The organism is uncultured Spongiibacter sp., from assembly GCF_964011655.1.
GTDB classification, from domain to species: domain Bacteria; phylum Pseudomonadota; class Gammaproteobacteria; order Pseudomonadales; family Spongiibacteraceae; genus Spongiibacter; species Spongiibacter marinus.
Window position 1 is genome coordinate 52,556 of the sequence record NZ_CAXGPO010000009.1, and the last position, 22,471, is coordinate 75,026.

At 49.7% G+C, this 22,471-nt stretch carries 16 protein-coding genes and 1 pseudogene; 6 read left to right on the plus strand and 11 right to left on the minus strand.

Features of this window, described 5'->3' with window-relative positions; genetic code table 11:
- Positions 1–142 precede the first annotated feature (142 nt).
- Both ttcA (ABNS66_RS06520) and ABNS66_RS06525 read right to left on the minus strand, forming a co-directional pair.
- A complete protein-coding gene (ttcA, locus tag ABNS66_RS06520) occupies positions 143–928 on the minus strand; it encodes a tRNA 2-thiocytidine(32) synthetase TtcA (RefSeq protein WP_348655274.1) in 786 nt (261 codons plus the stop codon).
- A 523-nt stretch (positions 929–1,451) separates the two neighbouring features.
- Positions 1,452–2,657, minus strand: a complete 1,206-nt coding sequence (locus ABNS66_RS06525; protein WP_027873947.1) for a cytochrome P450 — start codon at positions 2,655–2,657, stop codon at positions 1,452–1,454.
- A 658-nt stretch (positions 2,658–3,315) separates the two neighbouring features.
- Between ABNS66_RS06525 and ABNS66_RS06530 the strand changes: the two genes are divergently transcribed.
- Positions 3,316–4,089 carry an AraC family transcriptional regulator gene (locus ABNS66_RS06530; RefSeq protein WP_027873948.1) on the plus strand — a complete coding sequence of 258 codons (774 nt, stop codon included), beginning with the start codon at positions 3,316–3,318 and terminating at the stop codon, positions 4,087–4,089.
- Between the two features lie 133 nt (positions 4,090–4,222).
- Here ABNS66_RS06530 and ABNS66_RS06535 read toward each other — a convergent pair whose 3' ends face one another.
- The 4 genes from ABNS66_RS06535 to ABNS66_RS06550 form a co-directional block, all read right to left on the minus strand.
- On the minus strand, positions 4,223–5,584 hold the full coding sequence (locus ABNS66_RS06535) for a cytochrome P450 (RefSeq protein WP_051171146.1): 1,362 nt from the start codon (positions 5,582–5,584) through the stop codon (positions 4,223–4,225).
- A 549-nt stretch (positions 5,585–6,133) separates the two neighbouring features.
- Complete coding sequence (locus ABNS66_RS06540) at positions 6,134–6,535, minus strand: PaaI family thioesterase (RefSeq protein WP_084498002.1); 402 nt, start codon at positions 6,533–6,535, stop codon at positions 6,134–6,136.
- A 9-nt stretch (positions 6,536–6,544) separates the two neighbouring features.
- Entirely contained in the window at positions 6,545–7,018 is a 474-nt protein-coding gene (locus ABNS66_RS06545) for a PaaI family thioesterase (protein WP_051171147.1), read from the minus strand.
- A 145-nt stretch (positions 7,019–7,163) separates the two neighbouring features.
- Positions 7,164–7,673 carry a MarR family transcriptional regulator gene (locus ABNS66_RS06550; RefSeq protein WP_027873950.1) on the minus strand — a complete coding sequence of 170 codons (510 nt, stop codon included), beginning with the start codon at positions 7,671–7,673 and terminating at the stop codon, positions 7,164–7,166.
- 40 nt (positions 7,674–7,713) lie between these two features.
- Between ABNS66_RS06550 and ABNS66_RS06555 the strand changes: the two genes are divergently transcribed.
- From ABNS66_RS06555 to ABNS66_RS06575, 5 genes and pseudogenes are all read left to right on the plus strand, one after another.
- A complete protein-coding gene (locus ABNS66_RS06555; RefSeq protein ID WP_161624250.1) occupies positions 7,714–8,880 on the plus strand; it encodes an efflux RND transporter periplasmic adaptor subunit in 1,167 nt (388 codons plus the stop codon).
- Positions 8,880–11,969 (plus strand): efflux RND transporter permease subunit, encoded by a 3,090-nt coding sequence (locus ABNS66_RS06560; RefSeq protein ID WP_036256185.1) that lies wholly within the window; start codon positions 8,880–8,882, stop codon positions 11,967–11,969. Before ABNS66_RS06555 ends, ABNS66_RS06560 begins: the two co-directional genes overlap by 1 nt.
- The gene (gene traF / locus ABNS66_RS06565) at positions 11,966–12,973 is read left to right on the plus strand and encodes a conjugal transfer protein TraF (RefSeq protein ID WP_027873952.1); all 1,008 of its coding nucleotides are present in this window, start codon (positions 11,966–11,968) and stop codon (positions 12,971–12,973) included. Before ABNS66_RS06560 ends, traF begins: the two co-directional genes overlap by 4 nt.
- Positions 12,974–13,040: 67 nt before the next feature.
- Positions 13,041–14,217, plus strand: a pseudogene (locus ABNS66_RS06570) (IS3 family transposase).
- Between the two features lie 120 nt (positions 14,218–14,337).
- A complete protein-coding gene (locus ABNS66_RS06575; protein ID WP_205618954.1) occupies positions 14,338–15,750 on the plus strand; it encodes a TnsA endonuclease N-terminal domain-containing protein in 1,413 nt (470 codons plus the stop codon).
- A gap of 100 nt (positions 15,751–15,850) precedes the next feature.
- Here ABNS66_RS06575 and ttcA (ABNS66_RS06580) read toward each other — a convergent pair whose 3' ends face one another.
- From ttcA (ABNS66_RS06580) to ABNS66_RS06600, 5 genes are read right to left on the minus strand one after another with little or no spacing between them, the layout of a single operon-like run.
- Positions 15,851–16,693 carry a tRNA 2-thiocytidine(32) synthetase TtcA gene (ttcA, locus tag ABNS66_RS06580; protein ID WP_027875038.1) on the minus strand — a complete coding sequence of 281 codons (843 nt, stop codon included), beginning with the start codon at positions 16,691–16,693 and terminating at the stop codon, positions 15,851–15,853.
- Entirely contained in the window at positions 16,690–17,109 is a 420-nt protein-coding gene (locus tag ABNS66_RS06585; RefSeq protein WP_051171364.1) for a hypothetical protein, read from the minus strand. Before ABNS66_RS06585 ends, ttcA (ABNS66_RS06580) begins: the two co-directional genes overlap by 4 nt.
- The gene (locus tag ABNS66_RS06590; protein WP_036257006.1) at positions 17,110–19,437 is read right to left on the minus strand and encodes a hypothetical protein; all 2,328 of its coding nucleotides are present in this window, start codon (positions 19,435–19,437) and stop codon (positions 17,110–17,112) included.
- The gene (locus tag ABNS66_RS06595; RefSeq protein ID WP_051171363.1) at positions 19,424–21,058 is read right to left on the minus strand and encodes a hypothetical protein; all 1,635 of its coding nucleotides are present in this window, start codon (positions 21,056–21,058) and stop codon (positions 19,424–19,426) included. The genes ABNS66_RS06590 and ABNS66_RS06595 overlap by 14 nt, the downstream gene beginning before the upstream one ends.
- Positions 21,055–22,314, minus strand: coding sequence for a site-specific integrase (locus tag ABNS66_RS06600; RefSeq protein WP_036257005.1), 1,260 nt, complete (start codon positions 22,312–22,314; stop codon positions 21,055–21,057). Before ABNS66_RS06600 ends, ABNS66_RS06595 begins: the two co-directional genes overlap by 4 nt.
- Positions 22,315–22,471: the final 157 nt, after the last annotated feature.

Consider the following 22,471-nt stretch of genomic DNA (forward strand, 5'->3'; position numbering starts at 1 on the left):
CAGCGCTGATTTTCAAAGCCACTCAAACCCGTTTCGTCAAATTATTGACAGCAGCACCTGCGCATATACATTGGTTATCAATGACTTACGCGACTAGTTACTGCCTACACTGACTGTGATGCAGGTTTTAGGCCAGCTGAGCTTACAGCCGCACTTCGACAAAAGGCAGAGACTGAGGGCCACCCGCATCAATGCTCTGGGCGGCGTCAAAGGGGTGAGCCTCGCGCTCGGCAGAGCGGTCAATATTGAGGTTGGCAAAGTCAAACAAGTCGCGATCTGCGAGCTGTGAGGGAGCAATGTTTTGCATTGCTGAGAAAATTTTCTCTATACGGCTACCATCCTGCTTTTCCCACTCCAGAAGCATCTTGCGGATATTCTGGCGCTGCAGATTTTCTTGCGAACCACAGAGGTTGCAGGGAATGATGGGGAACGCTTTATAGGTTGAAAAGCGTTCGATATCCGCCTCCCGGCAATACGCCAGCGGGCGAATAATGACATTGCGCTTGTCGTCAGACAGTAGCTTTGGCGGCATCGCAGCCATCCGGGAGCCATAGAACATATTCAAAAACAGCGTCTGTACGATATCGTCTTTGTGGTGTCCGAGTGCGATTTTCGTGGCGCCAATTTGCTCGGCAAAGCCGTATAGCGTTCCCCGCCGGAGTCGCGAACACAACCCACAGGTGGTCTTGCCCTCGGGGATTTTCTCTTTGACGATTGAGTAGGTGTCTTTGTTAACGATGTAGTACTCGATACCCAGCGTCTCGAGGTATTCGGGAAGAACATGCTCAGGGAAGCCCGGCTGCTTCTGGTCCATATTCACCGCGATCAACTCGAAGGAGACCGGTGCGCTCTTTTGCAGGTTCATCAGGATATCGAGCATGGTGTAACTGTCTTTCCCTTGTATCCGGTAAGAAATCACAATAAGCACGATAAATTTCGAGGATAAAACAATTTTTCCATTATAAAGCAATAAGATAAGAAACAATTTACCCACACATATTGGGATATTTTTTTACAGCAATCTATTATTTCGTAAAGCACGAAACGGGGGCCCAATAGTAAGGGCTAAGAATGGGTCATACTGCCTAAATATCCTTTACAAATCTGAAGTCGAGCCAGCGGCTCTAATAGCGGCCTAATATAACTCTCTACCGGCGACCACCTACCAAAAGCGTATCGATTCACCCATAACTTGGCCGCTTTGGCCATCTTATGGTAGAAACCCGTGATGGCCAATTTATGGTAGGTCAGTTCCTGCCCAACGCAAGTAAAGTCGGCTGCTGGTAATAAGCGGACGGCTGGCCTGGACATCAATATGGCTGGTAGCAGCTCTTTCCAGACATTCCAACTATTTCGCTGGCGTGCCTGCTCCCGACCCATAGCAGCCATAGCGCGAACAGCCACGACTGGTTAAGGCGTGGCAATTAGACAACCCTGCGGCGTTCATGGCGTCATACTTTACGAATCATGGGTAGCTTTATCCACCCGCGCAGAACTGGTACGGGAATGCGCAAACCCTCTTCAGGTTTTAACTCAAAGCCAGGGAGCACGTCTACCAGATGCTCAAAGGCTATTTGTGCCTCAAGTCTTGCCAGGGCTGCACCCATGCAAAAATGCACTCCCTTTCCCAGTGACAAATGATCATTAGGGCTTCGCTCAATAATGAAACTTTCCGGGCTTTCAAAATGTCTCTCATCCCTGTTGGCTGAGGCGAACATTATCCAGACATTGTCATTTTCCCTAAGTTTCTTCCCTTTGTATTCAATATCTCGAGTTACTCGACGGAAGAGCCCATTTACCGGCCCTACGTAGCGAAGTGCTTCTTCGACAAATTGAGGAATCAGTGCTTTATTATTTTTCAGCTTCTCAAGTATCTCGGGTTGCTCCTGGAGTACAACCGCAGCGTTTGTTATTAAATTCGTGGTTGTCTCGTTGCCGGCAATCCACAACAATTTACAAAACCCTAAAAGTTCATTCGGCTTTAGCTGCTCGCCATCTTCATCGGCCAATTTAACGAGCGACGAAATCAGGTCACCTGCAGGGTTGAGTCGTTTTTCCTCAATGATTTCGGATAAAGTGTCGTTCATTTCAGTTGTGGCGTTAAAACGCTGTTTTTCTGTATAGCTTCCGCCGACACCAACTCCCAATGCCTCATTCCAAAATTTAAGCCGCTCGTAATATTCCAACGGTATTCCTAAAAGCTTTGCAATAACTGCCACCGGTAATGGACTTGCAAAATCTTTGTAGAGGTCTAACTCTCTTCCTTCGGAAGATTTGTTTTGTAAGTCAGAAATCAATTGATCGGCGATTCCACTTATCTCAGATTCCAATTGCGTTATGCGGCGCGATGTGAAGCTTCTGGCAAATATAGAGCGCAACCTGGTATGTTCTGGCGGGTCGTTTTGAATCATCGGCAAAAAGCCTACTACGTCCTCAGCTGAAGCATCATCCATTCGCAAACCACCGCCAGGGCCGCTCGAAGATGAAAAGTCTTCCGGCCGCTTTGCGAAATTATCCACGTCCTCATAGCGAGTAACCACCCAAAAGTTGAATTCCTCGCTCCAATACAGCGGGGCTTCCTCTCTCAGCTGTTGCCAGTACGGCTCAGGATTGTCGATATAATTCGGATCCAGCATGGGAAATAATTGTGTTGCCACGGCCTTCTAGCTCCTGCTAATCAATGTGTCGGACTTTCCAACTCCAAATATAGCAATAGAAACCTTGCGCTAAAATAGGTATATCTGACCGAATGATGGAGATGTGTGATCTGGACGCGCACCGCCTTTAAAGGGGGGCTTTCATGGTTTTGGCAACCCGATGTATCCCGCAGGTTTCTCCGACTTCGCGCAAATCCAGGAATACCCGTGGGGAGCCATAAACGCCCCGGCTTGCTGCATACGATGACCGGGTTAAGCCGGCACCCATAAATCTTCCATTGCCCCATCAGATAGCGATATTTGCGGCCATTGGTAGAAGCCGGCTCGTGCAACATTCAGTGAAAGACACATCGTTGTTACCGCAAATTCATACCGGTGTGCATTAACGAACTGGCGACTGAAAGTCCTTTGTCAACTACTTGGCGAACGGCCTCGTCCTTGAATTTCGGGGTATATCGTTGACTGCTCATATGACTTCCTCCTATGCTCAAGAATAGCGCGGAAGTGTCTATCTTTCTCGGGGAGTCCAAACATTCCTCCGACGAATGGTGTAATATGACCAATTGATGGCTATTTGTGATATACAATATAGGGTAGGCCACCCGATTATTTATGCTGGATAGAATAAGCCATCTTTTTTTAAAGCCAAGTACAGTTTATGAAAGAAGAAGGGAATTTCCGTGTAGACCTTGTCAGTTGCGAATATGTTTGGGTAGACAAGAATATTGGCAACGTTCCCATGAACACCAAAGAGTGGTGTCTTTACTACAATGCCGAGATTACCGCGGCTCTGCAGTATGAAGGTCGCCAAATTTTTCTTGAGCCAAATTGGATCTATTTAATACCGCCGCATACGGAGGTATACGGCACGCTACTTTCATCGTCTTTCCAGTTGGTACTTTATTTTTACCTGCCATCGATTCACCTCAATATAGAACCTGGTATCTATAAGGCTCCTGCGATTGACATAGTGATTGATCGGGTTACTCGGCTTAGTTCCATGGCAGAGAAAGATCGATACGGCTTAATTGGACAACTTTATAGCAACCTTTTAGTTAGTTACACCTTAAGCCAATTGGATATCACGTTATCCCAAAGAACGGTAATCGATCATCGCATTCAAAAATCAGTCACCTACCTGAATCGGTCTTACACACAGAATATCGCCATTGAAAATCTGGCTAACAGTCAGAATATGACAAGGGAGGCATTTAGTCGCTTGTTCAAGAAAGAGCTAGGTAGGCCACCTTTCGATTACATTAGCAACCTAAGAATGAACAAAGCACGGCTGCTTCTTCAGAATACAAATCAGTCGATTAAGTCAATCGCGCAAGCGGTGGGATACAGCGATCAATACAATTTTTCTAGGCTATTTAAAAAGCATTATGGCATGTCACCAAAAGCTTACAGGCTATCCCATCCTAAAGAATAAACTGGGGTATGAGATGCAAAGCATCTGCGAAGCTCGCTCGAACCCATGCCTCATACCACAGAAAAGTCCGGCGAACCACGCCAAAATTGTGCTGGTGCGATGGTTGGCCTACAGGGAGGCCCCGGCAGACGTATTACCCTAAACGCTTCAAATGCAGTGGTAGATCATCCGCTGGCTTGGGCAGTGGAACGGTCTGAAGTTTTTCACCGGAATCAGCCGCCAATGAGAACTCATAGCGACGCAGAAACTGGTGTAAAAAGTTCTTGGTCTGTGTCAACGCGAAGTGCATGCCGATACATTTATGAGCGCCGCCGCCGAAGCCGACAAAACTGAAGGGGTGGCGCTTGTGCTCGTTGCGAGGCTCCAGCCAGCGCTCAGGATCGAAGGTATGAGGATTATCCCAGTACTCGGCCATACGGTGGGTATACTGGGGCACCAGAAACAGAAGGGTGTTGGCAGGTATGCGGTAACCGCCGAGTTCGCAGTCGCGAATTGTTCTCCGCTGCGCCACCATCGCTGAGGGATGCAGTCGCAGGGTTTCCTTCACCGCCGCGTCGGCCAGTGGCATCTTTTCGAGATCGTCGTAATCCAGAAACTCCTTATCGATCGACGCCGCTTCCTCGCGCAAGCGCTGCTGCCACTCGGGATTCTCCCCGAGATGCAGCATCAAGTGACTAAGGGCACTGGTAGTGGTGTCGTGCGCAGCGAAGAGCAGGAAGCTCATGTGCGCGATGATGTCTTCGTCGCTGAAGTATTCACCGTCCTCAGTGGTTTCCCGGGTGAAGTAACTGAAGGTATCGATGCCTTTGCCGCGGCGTCGCTCCTCGATCAACGAACCGAAGAACTCCTGCAAATGGCGCTGGGCCTTTTTACCCCTGGCGTATTTAGTGCCGGGTATTTCCTTGGCGAAAAACCCCAGCAGGCCATTGGCGATGTCCAGGAAGGCATGATTCAAATTGGCGGCGCGATCATCGTCCTTGTCCAGCCCGACAAAAATTGTAGCGGCCACGTCCAACAGGGCCTGTTTTATGGCTGGGAAAAACAGGAAGTCTTCGCGACCGTCCCAGCCTTCCACAGCCTCCTTGAGCATAGGCCCCATAGTGCCGAAGTAGCCGCGCATGGCTTCGGTCTTGAACGCGCTCTGCATAATGCGGCGCTGGAAGCGATGCTCGCCGTGATCCCGCAGCAGCAGCGCTCCTTTGTAGAAGCGACCCAGAGTGCGCGCGTACCCCATCTCAGCGGAAAAATTCTTATCCTTGTCGAGGTAAACCTCCCCGTAGAGATCCGGCCCGATCAGCAGCACTCCCTTGAGGTACGCCACTCCTAGCCGCGATACTGGCCCGTAGCGGCAATACTGTCGGTCGATGGTGCCGTAAAGATCCGTCACCATCTCGAAGAAGTGCCCTATAACGGGAAGGCCAAAGGAGCCTGGAATGTGTTTCAGGTCGCGGTTGTCCGCGGCCTGCTTGTAGTTGTCCAATTCGGCAACGCTCATAATAGAATTCTTCACCTGTCTGGGGGTGTCGACACGGTTGTGCGGACACATCAAAAATTAGCTGCGGCCCTCTGCTTAAAAATCGCCTTCTGGCCCGCTGAAAGAGAACAGTTCACCGGGTCGTCCTACGAACTTTCCGTTTTCCCGTAATTGGTGACAGCCCAATGATTGGACTTGTGGATCCAATACAAGCGGGACTTTCGTCCTCAACTGTTGCGCGTACTGCGCAGGATCAACGGTATTATTGGGAACCAGCATGGGAAATGAATTTTGGCCATGCGCTTTTAGCTCGCGCCCCCAAAGTGTTGGCCTTTTCACTTGGGTAATCTAGCAACAGGCACCTCGAAAAAAATAGAGGCATTTGATCTAAAGATGGATACTTGTGATATGAAGGGTGTGGCGAGATGTGTTTACTCAGTCAGTAAAGATCACGCTTTGCCATGACGACAAAAGCAGTTTTGGTGAACGCTTAGGGCAACTCTTATAAAAATCCTCAATCGGGATTGCAATTGAAGTGGATGCCCCGGACTTTCTGCAGACCATGAGTTACTACTTTCCTGCGAACGTTAATGATGCGATTGCTGTTGGTTCATCCGGAGAGTTTTGCCACACAACAGCGCTGACCGTATGAACACGTTTTCCGCTTCGAACGACAGTGGCACGGCTAAACAAACTTTTATCACCTAAGGCTGGACGAAGGTAGCTCGTGTTTATAGAAAGCAATGCGCACTCTTTAGTCTTGGCAGAATTTATGACGGCGAGCGTCCCGGTCAGCTCAAGAACACCTGAAACTACGCCTCCGTGCCAGGCACGCAAAAGTGGGTTACCCGTAAAAACATTCTGCCACCGGGTTACGCACTCCGTCTCTGGTATTGAAGTAATTATTTCGGTCCCGTAGTTACGGGCATAAGGCGTTTCTTCAAGAAAATCGATAAGCTTTTGGTTTATCATTCGGCGTGCCTACGTTATTTCCATGCCAAGCACGGGGCCCGGCGTGTCAGATTTAAATATGCCAACAGCGTTGCAGCACATTATTTTTGAATTTACCTGATAAGCCGCCGCACCAACATAGATAAAATCCTCCGCATATTGATAGCAACTAGCTTCGATAACCAAGCCCCGCCCAGGCTCAGGTTTGCGCATGTAATCGATTCTTAGATTCACGGTCGCGATGGCTGCCGGCTTGCCGAGATGAAGCATCACCGCACAGCCGCAGGCGCTATCAATGGCCGTCGCTATTGCGGTTGTATGAAGACTGCCATTTTCTATTGAGTCAGCATGCTTACTCTGAAAAGGAAGATGAATTTTAGCGATATCTCCCTCTATATTTTGGAGCGTCAATCCAAGGTCACGATGCGTACCAACATGCGTGAAGAACATATCAAATAACTTTTCAGTGCTGCCAATACCAGTTTTTCCTTGCTCAAACACCATATTTTCCTCATTTAGATATTTAATAAGGCTCCGGATGCTCGAGGCATGCCTGGCATAGCATCGGCAGCTGCACGCAAGTCACAGCGTAGCGGAAATAATTATTACTAAAAGTTATTGCATCTTCTCTGTCTGCCCGAACCTGCAATCAGGTAAGCTCACGGACGCCGACCATGCGTGGCATATACGAATCCATTTCGCTAACACCATCATTTTCAATCTCTGCCTTACCGATTAAATTTTCGCGGACCTTGGCTAACATAGCGGTAAATTGCTCGCACTGCTTGACACTAAGCCCGCGCAGGGCGTCGGAGTAGAGTCGTATTGATTCTGCACGCATTGGCGCGACCAGCCGATCAAATGCTTTTGTGATGTAGATAAGATTGGCCCGCCTGTCTTCAGGGTGGGGACGTCGCTCAATTAAGCCCTTTTCCTGGAGGCGGTCGACAACTTTGCCCAGCGTGGCCCTGTCCATATCCGCCAGTTTCGCAAGATTAGTCTGGGTGTACCCATCTTCCCGATAAAGCTGTGCAAGCACAAACCACTGTGCTCGCGTCAAACCCAAGTGTCTGATTCGCGCATCGAAGGCCCGCCTCATCAGCCGCGCTGCATCGTCTAGCAGGTACCCTAAATTCCACTCCAAGTCCTCTCGCTTCATGGAATAACCTCTGTTTACATATGTTATGTATACTTATAGTATGTACAACGCCTTATTGCAAGAGGGTATTCCACTGCGCCTTATCAGCAAATCGATTTTTCTTGTGTCGCTGCCACTGATCGCCGCTTTTCATAGTGGCAAAGCATTTGCATCGGCAGAGAACGAAATTACTGAGCAAGCACCGCCATCCGAGCACTCTCAACCATCCCAATTCGCCTTACATACCGTCACTACTGAAAACGTTGTAAAACCCATTTTGGCAACCGGTACGATAATGGCTGCAAAATCCAGCAATATTGGCCCCAAGATCGAAGGAACGATTGAGGAAATCTATGTGCGCGTTGGCGATCGAGTGAAAGCTGGCGACGCCTTGTTTCGAACGCGAGACGTCGTACTCAGGTTACAAAAGCAGGAACTCGCTGCTTCATCCGCCCTATACGCGGCCGAATTTCGAAAGGCAAAGATTGAATTTAATCGGGTCTCCAATCTGCGCAACAAGGGAGTAGCTTCAGCAGCGCAATTTGACACCTCGGCCGCCGCTTTAGAAACTGCGAGAGCCCGTGTCGATATTACAAAGTCAAAACTCGCCCAGGTTGAACAGAGTCTTGAAGATGCTATTGCCCGCGCGCCCTACACCGGCGTAATCACCGAACGGTTTGTGGACGAAGGCGTTTTCATCTCAAGCCGAGCCTCAGGCATGGGAAACTCGGCCGTGGTCCAGGTAAAAAAAGCCGATCCTGTCGTAGCCGTCTGGAGTATAGCTGCCAAGTACTTACCCGAAATCACGTTAGGCACGAAAGTCGAAATCCGTATCGATGGTATACCGGATGTAATTGAATCTGAGATTCACATTATTAACGACCGAATCGATATAGCCTCTCGGTCGATTGACGCACGTTCAGTTATCACCAATGACGGCTACAAAATCAAACCGGGCCTTTTCGCGCGAGCCGAGATTTTTCCCAAGCCGCACAAAGTCGTTCTCCTCCCCCGTTCTTTATTGCGTGGCCCGCCCAACGACCCCTATGTCTTGCTCTACGAAGATGGCAAGGCAAGAATACGCCACTTAACAACACGTGACCACAACACTGATTCGGTTGAGGTGCTTAGTGGACTGGAGGCCGGCATGCGCGTATTGCCGAGCTCGCACCTTACTGACGTTTCTGACGATGTCGTCATGACCAGAAAAGAAGGATTGGAAAACTGATGTGGATTTCCGATCTGTCTATCCGACGACCGGTCTTTGCAACCATGCTAATCGGTGCACTGGTTGTACTTGGATCGATTTCGCTAGCACGTCTAGGTGTTAATTTTTTCCCCGAACTGGACATACCCTACGTATCTGTAACCACAGCGCTCGAGGGGGCATCGCCGGAAACTATTGAGACCGAAGTCACTGATGTCATTGAAGAAGCTGTAAACACCATAGCGGGCCTCAAACTTCTCCGTTCTGTGAGCTCAGAAGGACTGTCACAAATCTTTCTCGAATTTGAGATGGAGGACAACCTCGATGTTAAGGTCCAGGATGTCCGGGACAAGCTGGACGTTGCACGGCGTAATTTGCCCTTAGATATCGAGCCACCCATTGTTGAGAAAGTCGATCCTGCATCTGCGCCGATTTTGTCCGTCATGATCGCAAGTACGGTGCCAATCAGCGAACTGACAGTGTTTGCAGAGGACACCGTTAAGAATCGCCTCCAACGCGTTACCGGCGTCGGAACTGTAACAGTCGTTGGTGGACGTGAACGGCAAATACGAATTTGGCTAAATGCAGAACGCCTGCGCGCTTATGGTCTAACCGCCGATGAAGTAGTTCAGGCTATAAAGCGAGAACATGTGGAAGTACCAGGCGGCCGCATGGAAACCGAGATGAAAGATCGCGAATTCGGCGTTAAAACAAAAGGCGAGGTCGGTTCAATCCGTGAATTCGAAGAGCTCATCGTCGCATTTGACCGTCAAGCGCCTGTAAAGCTCGGTGATGTGTCCCGCATCGAGGATGGGTTGGAAGACGAGCGCACCTACGCGGAGTTAGACGGCCGCACCGGTATTTCCCTTGATATTCGCAGGCAATCTGGCACAAACGTCGTCGAAGTCGCCAACGCCGTAAAAGAGGCACTCGATGAGGTGCGGGCTTTAGCGCCAGAGGGAACAACTATCGTCACAGCTCAAGATGCATCTCTCTTCACCGAGGCCGGCATTCGAGACACATTTGCGGACATGATATTTGCCATCGGTCTCGTAGCTATCGTCACCTGGTTCTTTCTCCTCAGTATAGGGGCAACGCTGATTGTCTCTATCGCCATGCCATGTGCTTTAATTGCTACTTTTTTTGCCTTCTATACCGCAGACTTCACCATCAACATGATGACGCTGATTGCCCTCGCCATGGCCATCGGTCTTCTGGTGGACGATGCCATTGTTGTGCTAGAAAGTATTCAGCGGGAAATAGAAGGCGGCATGAGCCCGGCGAACGCAGCCTCCCACGGCGTCGATCGGGTGGGCGGTGCGGTCATTGCAGCGACAGTAGCAATCATGGCGGTTTACGTGCCCATCGCTTTTATGGAAGGGGTGATTGGCCGTTTTTTCCGTGAATATGGATTAACGGTAGTGTTTTCCATTGGAGTGTCGCTGCTCGTGTCGCTCACGCTCACACCTGCGCTGTGTGCTCGAATTTTAAAACCACAAGCGCACAAAGGCGCAATTAGCTCCCTAATCGATCGGGCTCTATCGCGCCTGGAAAACTGGTATAGCCGAATGCTGAGCATTTCCATTCGCTATCGCTATTTTGTGGTCGCGGCCGCGCTGGGTTCCGTGGTGATTGGCGTGCTCGTCGCTCAACGCTTGGCCATCGATTTTATCCCTTCGCTTGACAGGTCAGAGTTCATCGCCGACGTTGAATTGGAGCAAGGCGCAGGCATATCCCAGTCACGAGAGCTTGCGAAGCGCGCTGCCGCTGAGCTCGCAAAAATAAAACACGTTGATAACGTATTCTTCACCGTCGGCGGCAACCAGACCGAGCGGGTGAACGAGATTAGTTATTTTCTCAAACTTGTCCACAAAAAAGATCGCTTATCGGATCAATTTGACGTTATGGCCGAAGCGCGCCAGGTGCTCTACAAGGTTATACCCGAGGCCAAAACGATCTCTGTTTCTGAAATGCCCATCATGACCGGTGGCGGTCTTACGTCCTTTGATATGGAATATGCGTTGACCGGTTCAGATCTGGGGGAGCTTGAACGGATTACCGACGAGGTCATGCGACGTATGCGAGAAACCGGCATTTATGCGGATATACACTCTACGTACAAAATTGGCCGCCCAGAACTACAAATTGATGTCGATCGTGCCAAAGCGGCAGATTTAGGCGTCTCGATCAAAAGCCTTGCCAACAACGCGCGTATTATGCTGGGCGGGATAGAGGTCACTTCCTATGAGGAAAATGGAGAAAGGATCGAGGTGCGCGCCCAGATGGAGGAAGACGACCGCGCTGACATGCGCTGGGTCGAGCTCATTCAATCGCGGGCGTCGGACAGATCGCTCATTGATTTTGCCAATGTGGCCGACCTTCGCTTTGCTTCAGGCCCAGCCCAGATTGAGCGCCAGTCTCGATCCCGAAAAATTGGTATTTTCGCCAACACAAAGCCTGGCGTTGCGCTCGGGACTGCAACAGAGGAGCTAGACCGCATCGTCGCTGAGGTCGGCCTGCCCGAAGGTTATTCCGGCCTATACCTTGGTCAAGCCCGACGCATGCAGGACAGCACAGACGCGATTATTTTCGCCTTCGTTTTAGCCCTCGTGTCGCTTTACATGATCCTGGCGAGCTTATTTAACAGCTTTGTGCAGCCCCTAATTGTCATGGTCACGGCTCCCCTCTCTTTTATAGGCGCTTTCTCAATGCTCTATTTTTTCAATCAACCTTTGAACATTTTTGTTCAGATTGCACTCATTGCGCTCATGGGGCTTGTCATGAAAAATGGCATCCTGCTTGTAGACCTTGCAAATCAGTTCCGCGAGGCAGGGAAAGCGTCGAGGGACGCGGTGTTGAGTGCAGGCCCTCAGCGACTACGGCCAGTACTAATGACTGCTTTGTCCACTGTCTTGGGCATGGTGCCTGTGGCGTTAGCGAATAGCGACGGCTCTGAACTCCGTAATCCAGTCGGTTTTCTTGTCATCGGTGGTATGTCTTCGTCGACAATTCTCACGCTTCTGGTTTTACCAGCCGCCTATGTGATCGCGGACGATGCCGCACGATCGCTAAGAAAATTTAAAAGCGTAGCGCTAAGGAAGCGTGCGTGAAACATCCATTTATCATCCTGGTTACTTGCATCCGGCTAAGTACGCAAGTGCCTGTCGCAATCGCCCAACAGGCGCAATTAGTAGCGGCAGCGTTTTCCCCGTCACTTTTACCGGATAAACAGAGCGATAGCCCGCCATTACTGGGCATTACAGGGCGTGTTCGCATTACTGACAATGACAGATTCCTGAGTGAAGTGCTGGATTTAGCTGAACAAGCAAGAGGGCTCGGTGATCGTTCCGAATCCGGTGTGTTATTACTCGACTTCGAAACCGACTCTCTTATCGCGGAGATGAAAGAGCTGGATGGTCAATTCGCTACGGGTCGAGCTAATTTCGCGGTACTATTTGATGCGCCATTGCTACCAGAAGGTTGGCACCTGTGTGCTTGTGGCCAAGGGCGATTCGCCGGCACCTTTGTCTACGACCCCGAGGACGAACAGCGACTGCAATTGGCAACGATGACCGCGGGTCTCATGCCAGCCGATCTGGAATCCACGATAGAAACCGCCGGTGTAGCGGTAATCGATCTGGCTTTAATGAAACGCTTCAACGTCAACTGGCTAAAGGGTTTCAATTTCGGCGCCAGCTTCAAATACCAATACATTATCGTGCATGAACGAAAACTCCGATTGGTGGAGCACGAAGACGACGATCTTTTCGATCCCAGTCGCGACAGCAACGAGCATCATTTTGGCAATATCGATATAGGGCTAACCAAAAAATGGGCTTCATGGGATATCACCGCCGTATTGAGAAATCTCATTCCCGGCGAATTTGATGGTCCACTAACCGACTCCGGGTGGCAGTCCAGGCCTCATCTTGAGCTGCATGCGCAACGCCCCCTTTCGATCGGGTCTCTCTCGATATCGGGAGATATTACTGAGCGCACCGGCTTTTCACATGTACCCAAAGAACGCCGCACCGGTATTAAGCTTGTTTCTCCAATCCATCCAAAAATTAACTCGATTCTCGGTTATAAAAATTACGATAACAGCATCATGTAGTGGCATAGTGAATTTGGCCACCTAATTAGAGGTGATAGCATCACCTCATTCGATTACAGGTGACCCAATGACCAGACCATCACGCCCGACCTTCAGCCCCGAGTTTCGGCTCGAATCCGCACAGCTCGTCGTTGACCAGGGCATTCAGTGAAAGACGCCGCCGAAGCCATGAACGTGGGCAAGTCCACGATGGACAAATGGGTTCGCCAACTCAAGCAAGAACGTTCTGGTGGCAGCTACGATGCCTCTCCTATGACCTCAGAACAGCGTCGTATTCGGGAGCTCGAGCGGCAAGTTAAGCGCCTTGAAACAGAGAAAGACATTTTAAAAAAGGGTATGGCTCTCTTGATGTCAGACGAGCTGAAAAATATTCGATAATTCAGCGGCTTCAAGAGAGCTATCCCGTAAAGCTGCTGTGCCAGACATTCGATATTCAGCGTAGCAGTTACAAGTACTGGCGTAGTCGCCCAGAAGGCGATAGCCCCTACCGTCGCAAGCTGAAGTTGATGGTACGTGCCGCACACCAGTTGAGTGGTGGCTCCGCAGGTGCCAGAACGGTTGCCTCTATCGTCAACCAGCGAGGCGAAAAGCTAACGCGATATGTGGCGGGTGGTTTGATGAAAGAGTTGGGGCTGGTGAGTAATCAGCTGCCCAAACACGCTTATAAACGGGCTGAGAAGCTGCATGTGGCCATTCCCAACACACTGGATCGGCAGTTCGCTGTGGGTAAACCCAACCAGGTTTGGTGTGGTGATATTACCTACATCTGGACAGGCCAACGATGGGCTTATCTGGCGGTAGTGCTGGATCTATACGCTCGGAAACCGGTTGGCTGGGCGTTGTCGCTAAAGGCTGACAGCGAGCTAACCAGTAAGGCGTTACTGATGGCTTACGAATCGAGAGGAAGGCCTAATGGCTTGTTGTTCCATTCAGATCAAGGCGTTCAATACACCAGCCTGCGCTTCCGGCAACACTTGTGGCGCTACCAGATAAAGCAGAGCATGAGTCGACGGGGTAACTGCTGGGATAATGCACCAATGGAACGGTTCTTCCGCAGCCTGAAAACCGAGTGGGTACCGGAAACGGGATACCGCTCTTTTGCTGAAGCGAAGCAGTCGATCACGGATTATGTGATTGGCTACTACAGCGGAATCAGGCCGCATCGACACAACGATGACCTGCCGCCAAATGTGGCAGAAAGTATGTACTGGAAAACTTATAAACCCGTGGCCAGTTTTACTTGACCACTACACTTCCTCAAGAAGGTTACGCTCCACGGCTACGCCAACACCCGCACTGACGAGTTTGTCGACATCGCCATCGAGAACTTCCTGAAAGAGTCTGGCGAACTGCGCCCGGAAGGCTTGCTGCCCAAACTGGCGTTCTTCGCCGCAACAGTTGAAGAGCTGACCGAAGAGCTGAAACCTGCTGTGGAGCGAGCGCTTCTCAAACACGGCATCCCGACCTCGCGTATTCTGATCAACGTGGGTGACAGCAAGATTACCACTAACGATGACATCCGCGAATTTAACCGGCTCGACACCGAAGGATCGGAAAAGCAGTTCATCCTGCTGGTCAACAAGGGCCGGGAAGGCTGGAACTGCCGCTCGCTGTTTGGCGTTGGACTATTTCGTTCGCCTAAATCGAAGGTATTCGTACTTCAAGCCACCATGCGCTGTCTAAGGGCTATCGGGCAGGCTCAGCACACTGGTAATGTCTTCCTCTCCGAGGACAACCTCAACACCCTGAACGACGAGCTGCAGCAGAACTTCCGCATCAGCGCGGACGAGCTGCAGAAAACCGGCAAGGACAAGGAGCGCGTGGAGGTGCGCGTGGTTGAGCCGCCGGTCAAGATCAAGCTAGTGCGTGTGCGAAAGCAATACGAGATACGCGAAAAGCAGTTGTTGACGGGGCAAGCGTTGATGCCCGAGCGAGCGGATGCGCAGAAGTGGGGCGAACTGGTCGAGAAATACCGTCTGATCGAAACTCAGCAGGATGGTTTGACCGCCGTCGACGCGGCACTCGCTTCCGGCAGCCGCACCTTTGATCTCACATCGCGCCGGAAGAAGCGAACCTTCTCACAACTATCGCTTGTGGCCGAGGTATCCCGCTATCTGAACCGGTGTCCGCTGGAGATCGAGGAACTGCTAGCCAAGACGAAAGAGGGTTCCGACGAGCTGGTGGCCATCACCAATGAGTTCAACGAGCTTCTCTACGACGAAATCATACCGCGCCTGTTCCGCCAGCTCTACGACTTGGACGAATCGCAGCAAACCGAGGAGCACGAGGTCGATCTGATTAAGCTGCCCCCGAACGGCTACTACGAGATGTCGGCGGCGAAGGATAAGATCGTTCGGATGCACGACGAGAAGATCAACGATGAAGAGCGCGCCAAGAGCTTCCACCTCGACACCTACTGCTTCGACTCCGGCTCGGAGAACTGGCTATTCTGGGATCTGCTACGCGAGAAGCGTGTCAAAAAGCTCTACTTCACCGGAATGCTGACACACGGCCAGTCCGATTTCTTCATACAGTACATCGACCCCGATTCACGGACTGTGCGCAGCTACTACCCTGACTTCATTTTTCAACGTGAAGAAGCAGATGGCAGCCTGAAGTACGTTATCGTCGAGGTGAAGGCCGACAACCAGATCGAGGACGCTGTTGTACAGGCCAAGAAGGACTTTGCCCAGCAAATCGCGGTGGCAAGCGGGATGGAGTACCGTATCCTGAAATCATCGGATGCCGACAAGAGGCAATTTAGAGTATTACTCTAGAAATTGAATATCAGAACTTGCGTAAACCTTTCCCTAGACTGGGGAGCCTCATAGCTCCCCCGCCAACGCAATTGCCCGAAACGTTACTATCATTACGCCTCTAGGCTTCCTTCAAGAGGCTTTCAGTATTCACCTCGTCCGCAAGATTTGTTACGGGTATCAGAGCAGGACGCTCAATATGGAGCGAGGCAAAGTCAAATAGACTAGTGTCGGCAAGCTGAGAGGGCTTAACCGTCTGAAGACTGCGGAAAATATTAACCACACGATCCGGGTCTTGTGCGTCCCACTCTTCCAACATTGTTTTGGCTGCTTGGCGCTTTAAGCCTTCTTGGGAACCACACAAATTGCAGGGTATTATCGGATAGGCTCGATCCCTAGCAACCTTTTCGATATCTTTTTCACGACAATATGCAAGAGGACGGATAATGATATTCCGCTTGTCGTCGCTCAACAATTTTGGCGGCATAGCTGATAATTTAGCCTGAAAAAACATATTGAGAAACATTGTCTCAACAATGTCGTCCATGTGATGACCCAGAGCAATTTTTGTTGCCCCGATCTCTTCCGAAAAACCGTAAAGGCTGCCCCTTCTCAGGCGACTACAGAGCGCACAAGTTGTCTTTCCCTCTGGAACTTTCGCTTTGACGATAGAATAGGTATCTTTTTCCAGAATAAAGTATGGGATATTGTTTTCTTCCAAATATCTTGGAAGCACATCCTCAGGGAAGCCTGGTTGTTTTTGATCCATATTTACAGCAACAACCTCAAATTTTACTTTTGCGACTCGCTGTAAGTGCAGCAGTGCATCTAGCATTAAAAATGAGTCTTTCCCCCCACTTATCGCCGCCATAATTTTATCGCCATCCTCTATCATTTGATAATCTGAAACGGCTCTCCCTACCAAACGATATATCTTTTTAAGGCGTTTTCCAGCGTTTGTCATACTTTCGGTCTCACATTAAGTTCTTCAGGTCTTTCCTTTACGAGATCTCGAAGGTCAAGATTCGGAATAGCGGTTGCGTTGGCAAAAATACGATCAATCATTCGTAATTGTTGGGCGTTCTTTTCTTCCAAATCGCGAACTTCCTTTTCGAGGCGTGCTATGCGCTCCTGGGCATTAATATCTGACCGAGTGATGCTAGCCACAACCTCAGGAGTAACGCCGCGAAGGTCGCTTTTTCGGTTCGAATAAGCAGTGTAAATTCCTCTATAGGTACAAAGCGTTTGGCGTGTTGTTTTGATCTCCAGTTCAAGCTCAATCGCCTTCGCAAGCAGTTTCCAAGTCAGTTTGCCTTTCCAGTTGGAAATCAGTCGCTCGATACGCCGCTGGTCTTGCGCTGAGATGCTGGGTAGCGCCATTTACTCTGTCTCCGCAAGGCTGTATTTGGCCATTAATTCCTTCAAATCTCTATTGGAGCGAGGCTCGTCTGTAGCCTTTTCTTGTCTTGCAAGAGCGTTCTGCAAATCCTTATGGGAATCCGTAAGCTTGGCCAAAACTTGTGTAAGTTTCTTGGACTTAGCATCGAGGAGATTGAACTGTCGAGCTTTTTCACTGAAAGAGATCACAGTGCCGACTGGCATATCTTTCATTAGCTGGACGAGCTGAGCTAGGACTTGTGTATTAAAGTTATGGAGAACGAACCACTCCTGCATTGCACGTGAGGCACCGAGGCGATTATCATTTTTAACCGCCTCCAGGCGCCGGTGCTGGAATTGACAGTCCTTTTCGAGTGTATCGATAGCGTCACCATCTCCAGCTACATGGCAGGCATTCGGACACATGAAGCAACTCGATACAAAATCGTTCAGGTATTCGCACGGAATCACAACCAGATTCTGAGTGCAAAGACCCGTCGAAGTAACACTTGCGGGCAAGTTAAATTCCCGCGCAATTTCGTTGCTTGAGACCCAGCGAATCGGTTGGGTGGTTTCGGTCGCCTTTTTCTGAACGCCCGCCACTCTTGAACTGCGCTCAGCATGGCTGGTATGAATGTACTCGTATGTTTGCTCGCGACTTTTGCGACCCGACCAAGCTGTCAAGACTTCGTTGGGAATACCGCTTTTGTCGGCAATGGTATTCGTATAGTGACGGAGTTGATGTAGATTCAGAAAGTAGTTAGAACTGAAACCGTGACGTAGGAAAATATCACCACTTTTACCAAGCCCCCAACTAGCCATCGTTGAAAGAGAGCGCGGGGTCAGTATATGGTAGTATCCCTGCTGGCCTGGCACGCCTCCCCTTTTTCTATTAGCGCCGTTCTTAAAGAACTGATGACCTAAAACACAGAAGAGTGCAACGTCCATTTTGACGCTATTCAAATCACCAGTAGAAAAACCTGCAGGGAAGCTGGGGAATGCCTCTCTCTGCAAATCACGCACTACTTTCTCAAGCTGTCCAATAGAAATTAAACGATTCTGATTTGGGTCAAACCTCGGAGCCTGAGAAAAACTAAAATTGACTCCCAACAAACGCTCAATACCGGGTCGTTTTGCCAATCTCATCGCGTTTGATGAAATTTCATCCTCTATCTGCAGTTCGAATATGTACTTGGACTTCCAGCAGCTCTTGCGTGTGGCTAGTTTTATCGGTCTGCTTCTTTCGTACGGTGCCCCCTGATCTTCAGCGTCATGAATAAATACATGAACTTCTGTATCAACGTCATAGAAACCTAATGCGTAACCTAAAGTGAAAAGATGAGGTTTACGATTCAGGTCTATACGCACTTTTCTTTCCGGGTCGATTGGAAACCCTTTTAGTAGCTGCCCAAGTGTTTGGTCTGGCCGAGAGTAATAGGAAGCTACGATTCGACCTGGCTGACAGGCTTTTGAGAAGTAGTTTATCCCTTTCTCAACATGACCGCTAAGTGCCGAAAGAATATGGGTTCGATTGTCTTGATAGCCTTTGCTACCCGGCCAATCAAGATAAAAAACATCTGCTCGACCATCCTCTGAATAACTTTGGAGCTTCTGATTGACAAGAAGTGGCACTTCAGCCCCGGCTCGATTCGGTGATGCGCAGCAAAGCAAAACAATAAATGTAGTCAATGCATCTCGAAAACAGCCTTGTCCGGCATTTCCTTGTTTGAGACTGGTGATTGTTTTTGCATATATGTTCCCAGCAGCTCTTATGACCTCCTCATTGGCCATTTTCTCTCTGCGGGTGGCTTCGACACTGTGACCCGTCCGATCACGTTTATCCCTGATATTACGACGAACCTGATCGGATGCACGAGGCATCAGCCCTTGTCGCTCACAGAACTCAAGGAATACCACCATCCGATCAAGCCTAGTCTCCCCGAAACATTCGATGATCGTTGATCCTGTTTGTGTATGGAGGTTACCCTGCATGTTTGTGAGTAAGTATCGCGCCGCTCCGATACGTGCCTGTATCTCCGAGGCGAAAACAGAGGCATTAAACGCCTCAATCACGAAAACCTTCAACAAGTCTCCGTATGGCTCTGGCAATGCGTATTTAGGGGCTGAACCTGCCGATCCAGATCCTCTTGTGCCGTGCCTTCCGGTTAAAATCCGAGTTCTCTTGCCATTGTTTGGATCAATGTAAAACCAGACAAGATTATCGAAAGTTGCCAATTGGCCATCTAGGTTTTGGAACTGCTTGAAGGGCGCTTCATCCTTGTACTTTTGAATTAGTGCATGAGTACGGACAAGGTACTTATTCAACGCCACGTCGTACCTCCAGCACTTGATTACACACGTCTATCGTTCGCTTGATCCACGCGACCTGTTTTGTAAGCTTCTCCACACTGAGCTTTTCGACGGGCGAAAGTAGCTTTTTGCTATTGGCTGCCAGCTTCTGTTCAGCCAGCTCAAGCACTCCGGCGTGATCAGCTTCCAGAATTGGTCGAAAGTTGTTGCACCCGTAGCAGCCAATCGGTCGCCCGGTAACAGCCGAGCAAGAGTTGCAACTTTGCTTATCTCTTATGCCGCCGACGCTGTTGAACTGATGATCGAGGACCTCCGCATCTTTGCCTGAGACTCTCTCCAGTGGATCGCTGAATACAGCAGCTAAAAACTCCGATCCATCATAGAGTTCGTCGATCATCCGACGCGATCGGTAGTCAAGGTCAATGTAATGCCGAGCCGCGGGCTCAGTAACTCCTGTGATCTTTGCTAACGTCGCTGCGGTGTAGCCCGCCTGTGCGCCCCGAGTCAGCACTGTATGCCGAATTCTGTTCGACGTCACTGTGCAATCCTTCGTCCGGCTGGATTCAGCTGCAACGTATCTCATGCTCATCGCTATTGCAGATTCGTTGACATGAAATCCACGAGACTCTTGAGTAAACAGCGACCTCAAGCTCTCAATCGAGCCAATATTTTCATTGAACAAGCCAGTTAACGGGAACATCGGCATATGAGGCAAAAAATCACGCGTCTCTTCATGGGTGACCGGACAACCGCTATTTTTCAGCCAGAGCTGGACACCATGCATATAGAGCCGTTTGTAACTGGCGATTAGCTCTGAGCTTTGCGCGTTGAGAGCAACCGGGAACCTCTCTGGTGCCGTCCTCCACGATCTGCCGCTAGCCTTTGCATGAAAAAACCTTATCTGGAGTTGGTCGATGCCAATATTTCCAACTTCCTGGGATGGGTCGATTCGTTGGTCTTCAAACCCACTGCCTACTGGAATCACATCTATCCATTTGAGCATCGACAATTGTATGGGGCGACGAACAGTGATTGCCGCTAGTTTATTACTAATGGAACGGCAAATTTGGCTGAAGGATTGTGATTGGAAAAATTCGAGCGAGCGGTCTGCATTCCAGTCAATCGACTGGAGGCGCAGGTTCAAAGCGGCGCAAAAGCTATCAAACTCTTGGTGACTTAGCGCACCTCTTTTCGAATCAAATGTGAGTGTTTTTTCCTTGTCCAAGTTGGCTTTCGTGAATCCGTGGTAATCGTTGTATTGCTTGTATCCAAGTTTGCAAAGCGTGCCAAAGAATTGGTTAAGCCCCTTCTTATGAGACACCGGAAGGCCGCTCCACAGCGACCTCAACTTAATCAACGGTGGGATTCCTGATGATAGGTATAGTTTGGTATTAGATACAATTGTTGAGGTCGTACCGGCAGCCTTCGACGTCGCGTAGTGCGAATAGACCGTTAGCATGTCGCTTCTGTCTTCATCCGAAATAGCCGTATTCCAGACCCAGCTCATATCAAACTTCCAACCTTTACTGGTCGTCGCGAGCAGCTGCCAAGAATCGGCGGTTACGTCAACTTTAAGGCCGCTTTGAGCGGTAATTGTGTTTGGCTCATGCGACCGCATTGCCTGTTGCAACAGGGCATTCATTTCGCACCATCCACACGATCTTGGTGGGACTGCATGATTTTCCGAACTTTCTGATAGGTTCTTCGATCGTTGTATATGTCCGACATTGCCGAGTTAGCGGACCACCCCATTGCGTACTTTCTGGCATCTTCAACCTGTTGTGATGTGAAGTTCTGATGATCGCTATTGTCATCAAAAAGGTCGTTCCACATGTGCCGCATCAAATGTGGGTGTACGCGGTAACCAAGCACCTTTGAAAGCGTGAAGAACACTTCATTGATTGATTTCGCAGCAAGAGGCTGTCCTTTTGTGCCCTTCGCATTGCTGTTACTTACAAAGACAAAGTCGTTCTCGGCTGATCCGCATATCAGTTTCCGGTCACTTTCTATGTAGAACAAAAGGGCATCCATGACCGTGGGGTTCAGCGCCGCGAGGTGAGCTTTGGTTTTTTGGTTCGGTCTTTCCAACCGTGGGTCCGATACGTCATCGCGCTCTGGATAAATCCAAAGCGCCGCACCGGAGCTGTCAGAGCGTAGATCCGATATCTTTAACTTTGCCAGTGCGCCTCGCCGAATACCCGTGTCGAGAAGTAATGTGACGACCAGGTAGTTCCGCAATCGGTTACGTTGGGTGAATGGGTTGTTAGGGGACGATGGTCGAATGATCTCAATTAACTTGCAAAAGACGTCTGGCGGAATCGCATCTTTAGTTGGGTGTCGATTCACATGCGCCTCAACGACATTCAATGAACGCTCATCTTGGAGCATCTTCATTGTTAATTTCTCGAAATTGCGTTCGAGCTTCTCACCGACGGAAAGTGGATCATGGAATTGCTCAAACAACCACGTTATATAGCTTCGAAGCCGGTTCAGTCGTCCACGCTGAGTCTCGCTGGAGACCTTGCTGGCGACAAAGTTGTTTGACGCCATGATATTCCTGAACGTTTTGCTCTCAGCGTGGGACAAGAGCGGAACCACCTTTGAGTCAAGGTCGATATCAGAGCTCAAGGCACACTGCGTATGAAAATCCGAATACTCAGCCATGCTAATCAGGTCGCCGGAGGCTATTCGGCCAGTCAGATCAATGCCCTTTCGATCAAAGTACTTGAGGATGAATAGCAGATCTCTGCCGTAACGGTGCTGTGTGCTATTTGCGTATGAACTGAGCGTATTGAGATATGCCGAAACGTACGGCTCGAACGGGCATGAATGTCCATTAACGATGGCGAAGAAGGTCTTCTTATTCCATTTGTAACGCTTCAAGGTCGCATCAAGCATTCTTGACAAATCGCACCGGGCAATAATTTTTATACGACTGTATGCTGAAGCTTACATTTTGTCAAAAATAATCAATCAACAGTGAGGGTCAACTACAAACGGAGAAAAGAGAAAAGAGAAAAACTAGGTAATACCAACAAGATTAGCATGTCGTGAC

What these genes read in the sequence shown, in the direction of transcription:
- ABNS66_RS06530 (WP_027873948.1), top strand. Translation starts at nt 3,316, where the DNA reads ATGAAAGAAGAAGGGAATTTCCGTGTAGACCTTGTCAGTTGCGAATAT.
- ABNS66_RS06545 (WP_051171147.1), bottom strand. Translation starts at nt 7,018, where the DNA reads ATGGTGTTTGAGCAAGGAAAAACTGGTATTGGCAGCACTGAAAAGTTA.
- ABNS66_RS06535 (WP_051171146.1), bottom strand. Translation starts at nt 5,584, where the DNA reads ATGAGCGTTGCCGAATTGGACAACTACAAGCAGGCCGCGGACAACCGC.
- ABNS66_RS06560 (WP_036256185.1), top strand. Translation starts at nt 8,880, where the DNA reads ATGTGGATTTCCGATCTGTCTATCCGACGACCGGTCTTTGCAACCATG.
- ABNS66_RS06540 (WP_084498002.1), bottom strand. Translation starts at nt 6,535, where the DNA reads ATGATAAACCAAAAGCTTATCGATTTTCTTGAAGAAACGCCTTATGCC.
- ABNS66_RS06555 (WP_161624250.1), top strand. Translation starts at nt 7,714, where the DNA reads ATGTACAACGCCTTATTGCAAGAGGGTATTCCACTGCGCCTTATCAGC.
- ABNS66_RS06600 (WP_036257005.1), bottom strand. Translation starts at nt 22,314, where the DNA reads ATGCTTGATGCGACCTTGAAGCGTTACAAATGGAATAAGAAGACCTTC.
- ttcA (WP_027875038.1), bottom strand. Translation starts at nt 16,693, where the DNA reads ATGACAAACGCTGGAAAACGCCTTAAAAAGATATATCGTTTGGTAGGG.
- ABNS66_RS06595 (WP_051171363.1), bottom strand. Translation starts at nt 21,058, where the DNA reads ATGAATGCCCTGTTGCAACAGGCAATGCGGTCGCATGAGCCAAACACA.
- ABNS66_RS06550 (WP_027873950.1), bottom strand. Translation starts at nt 7,673, where the DNA reads ATGAAGCGAGAGGACTTGGAGTGGAATTTAGGGTACCTGCTAGACGAT.
- ABNS66_RS06585 (WP_051171364.1), bottom strand. Translation starts at nt 17,109, where the DNA reads ATGGCGCTACCCAGCATCTCAGCGCAAGACCAGCGGCGTATCGAGCGA.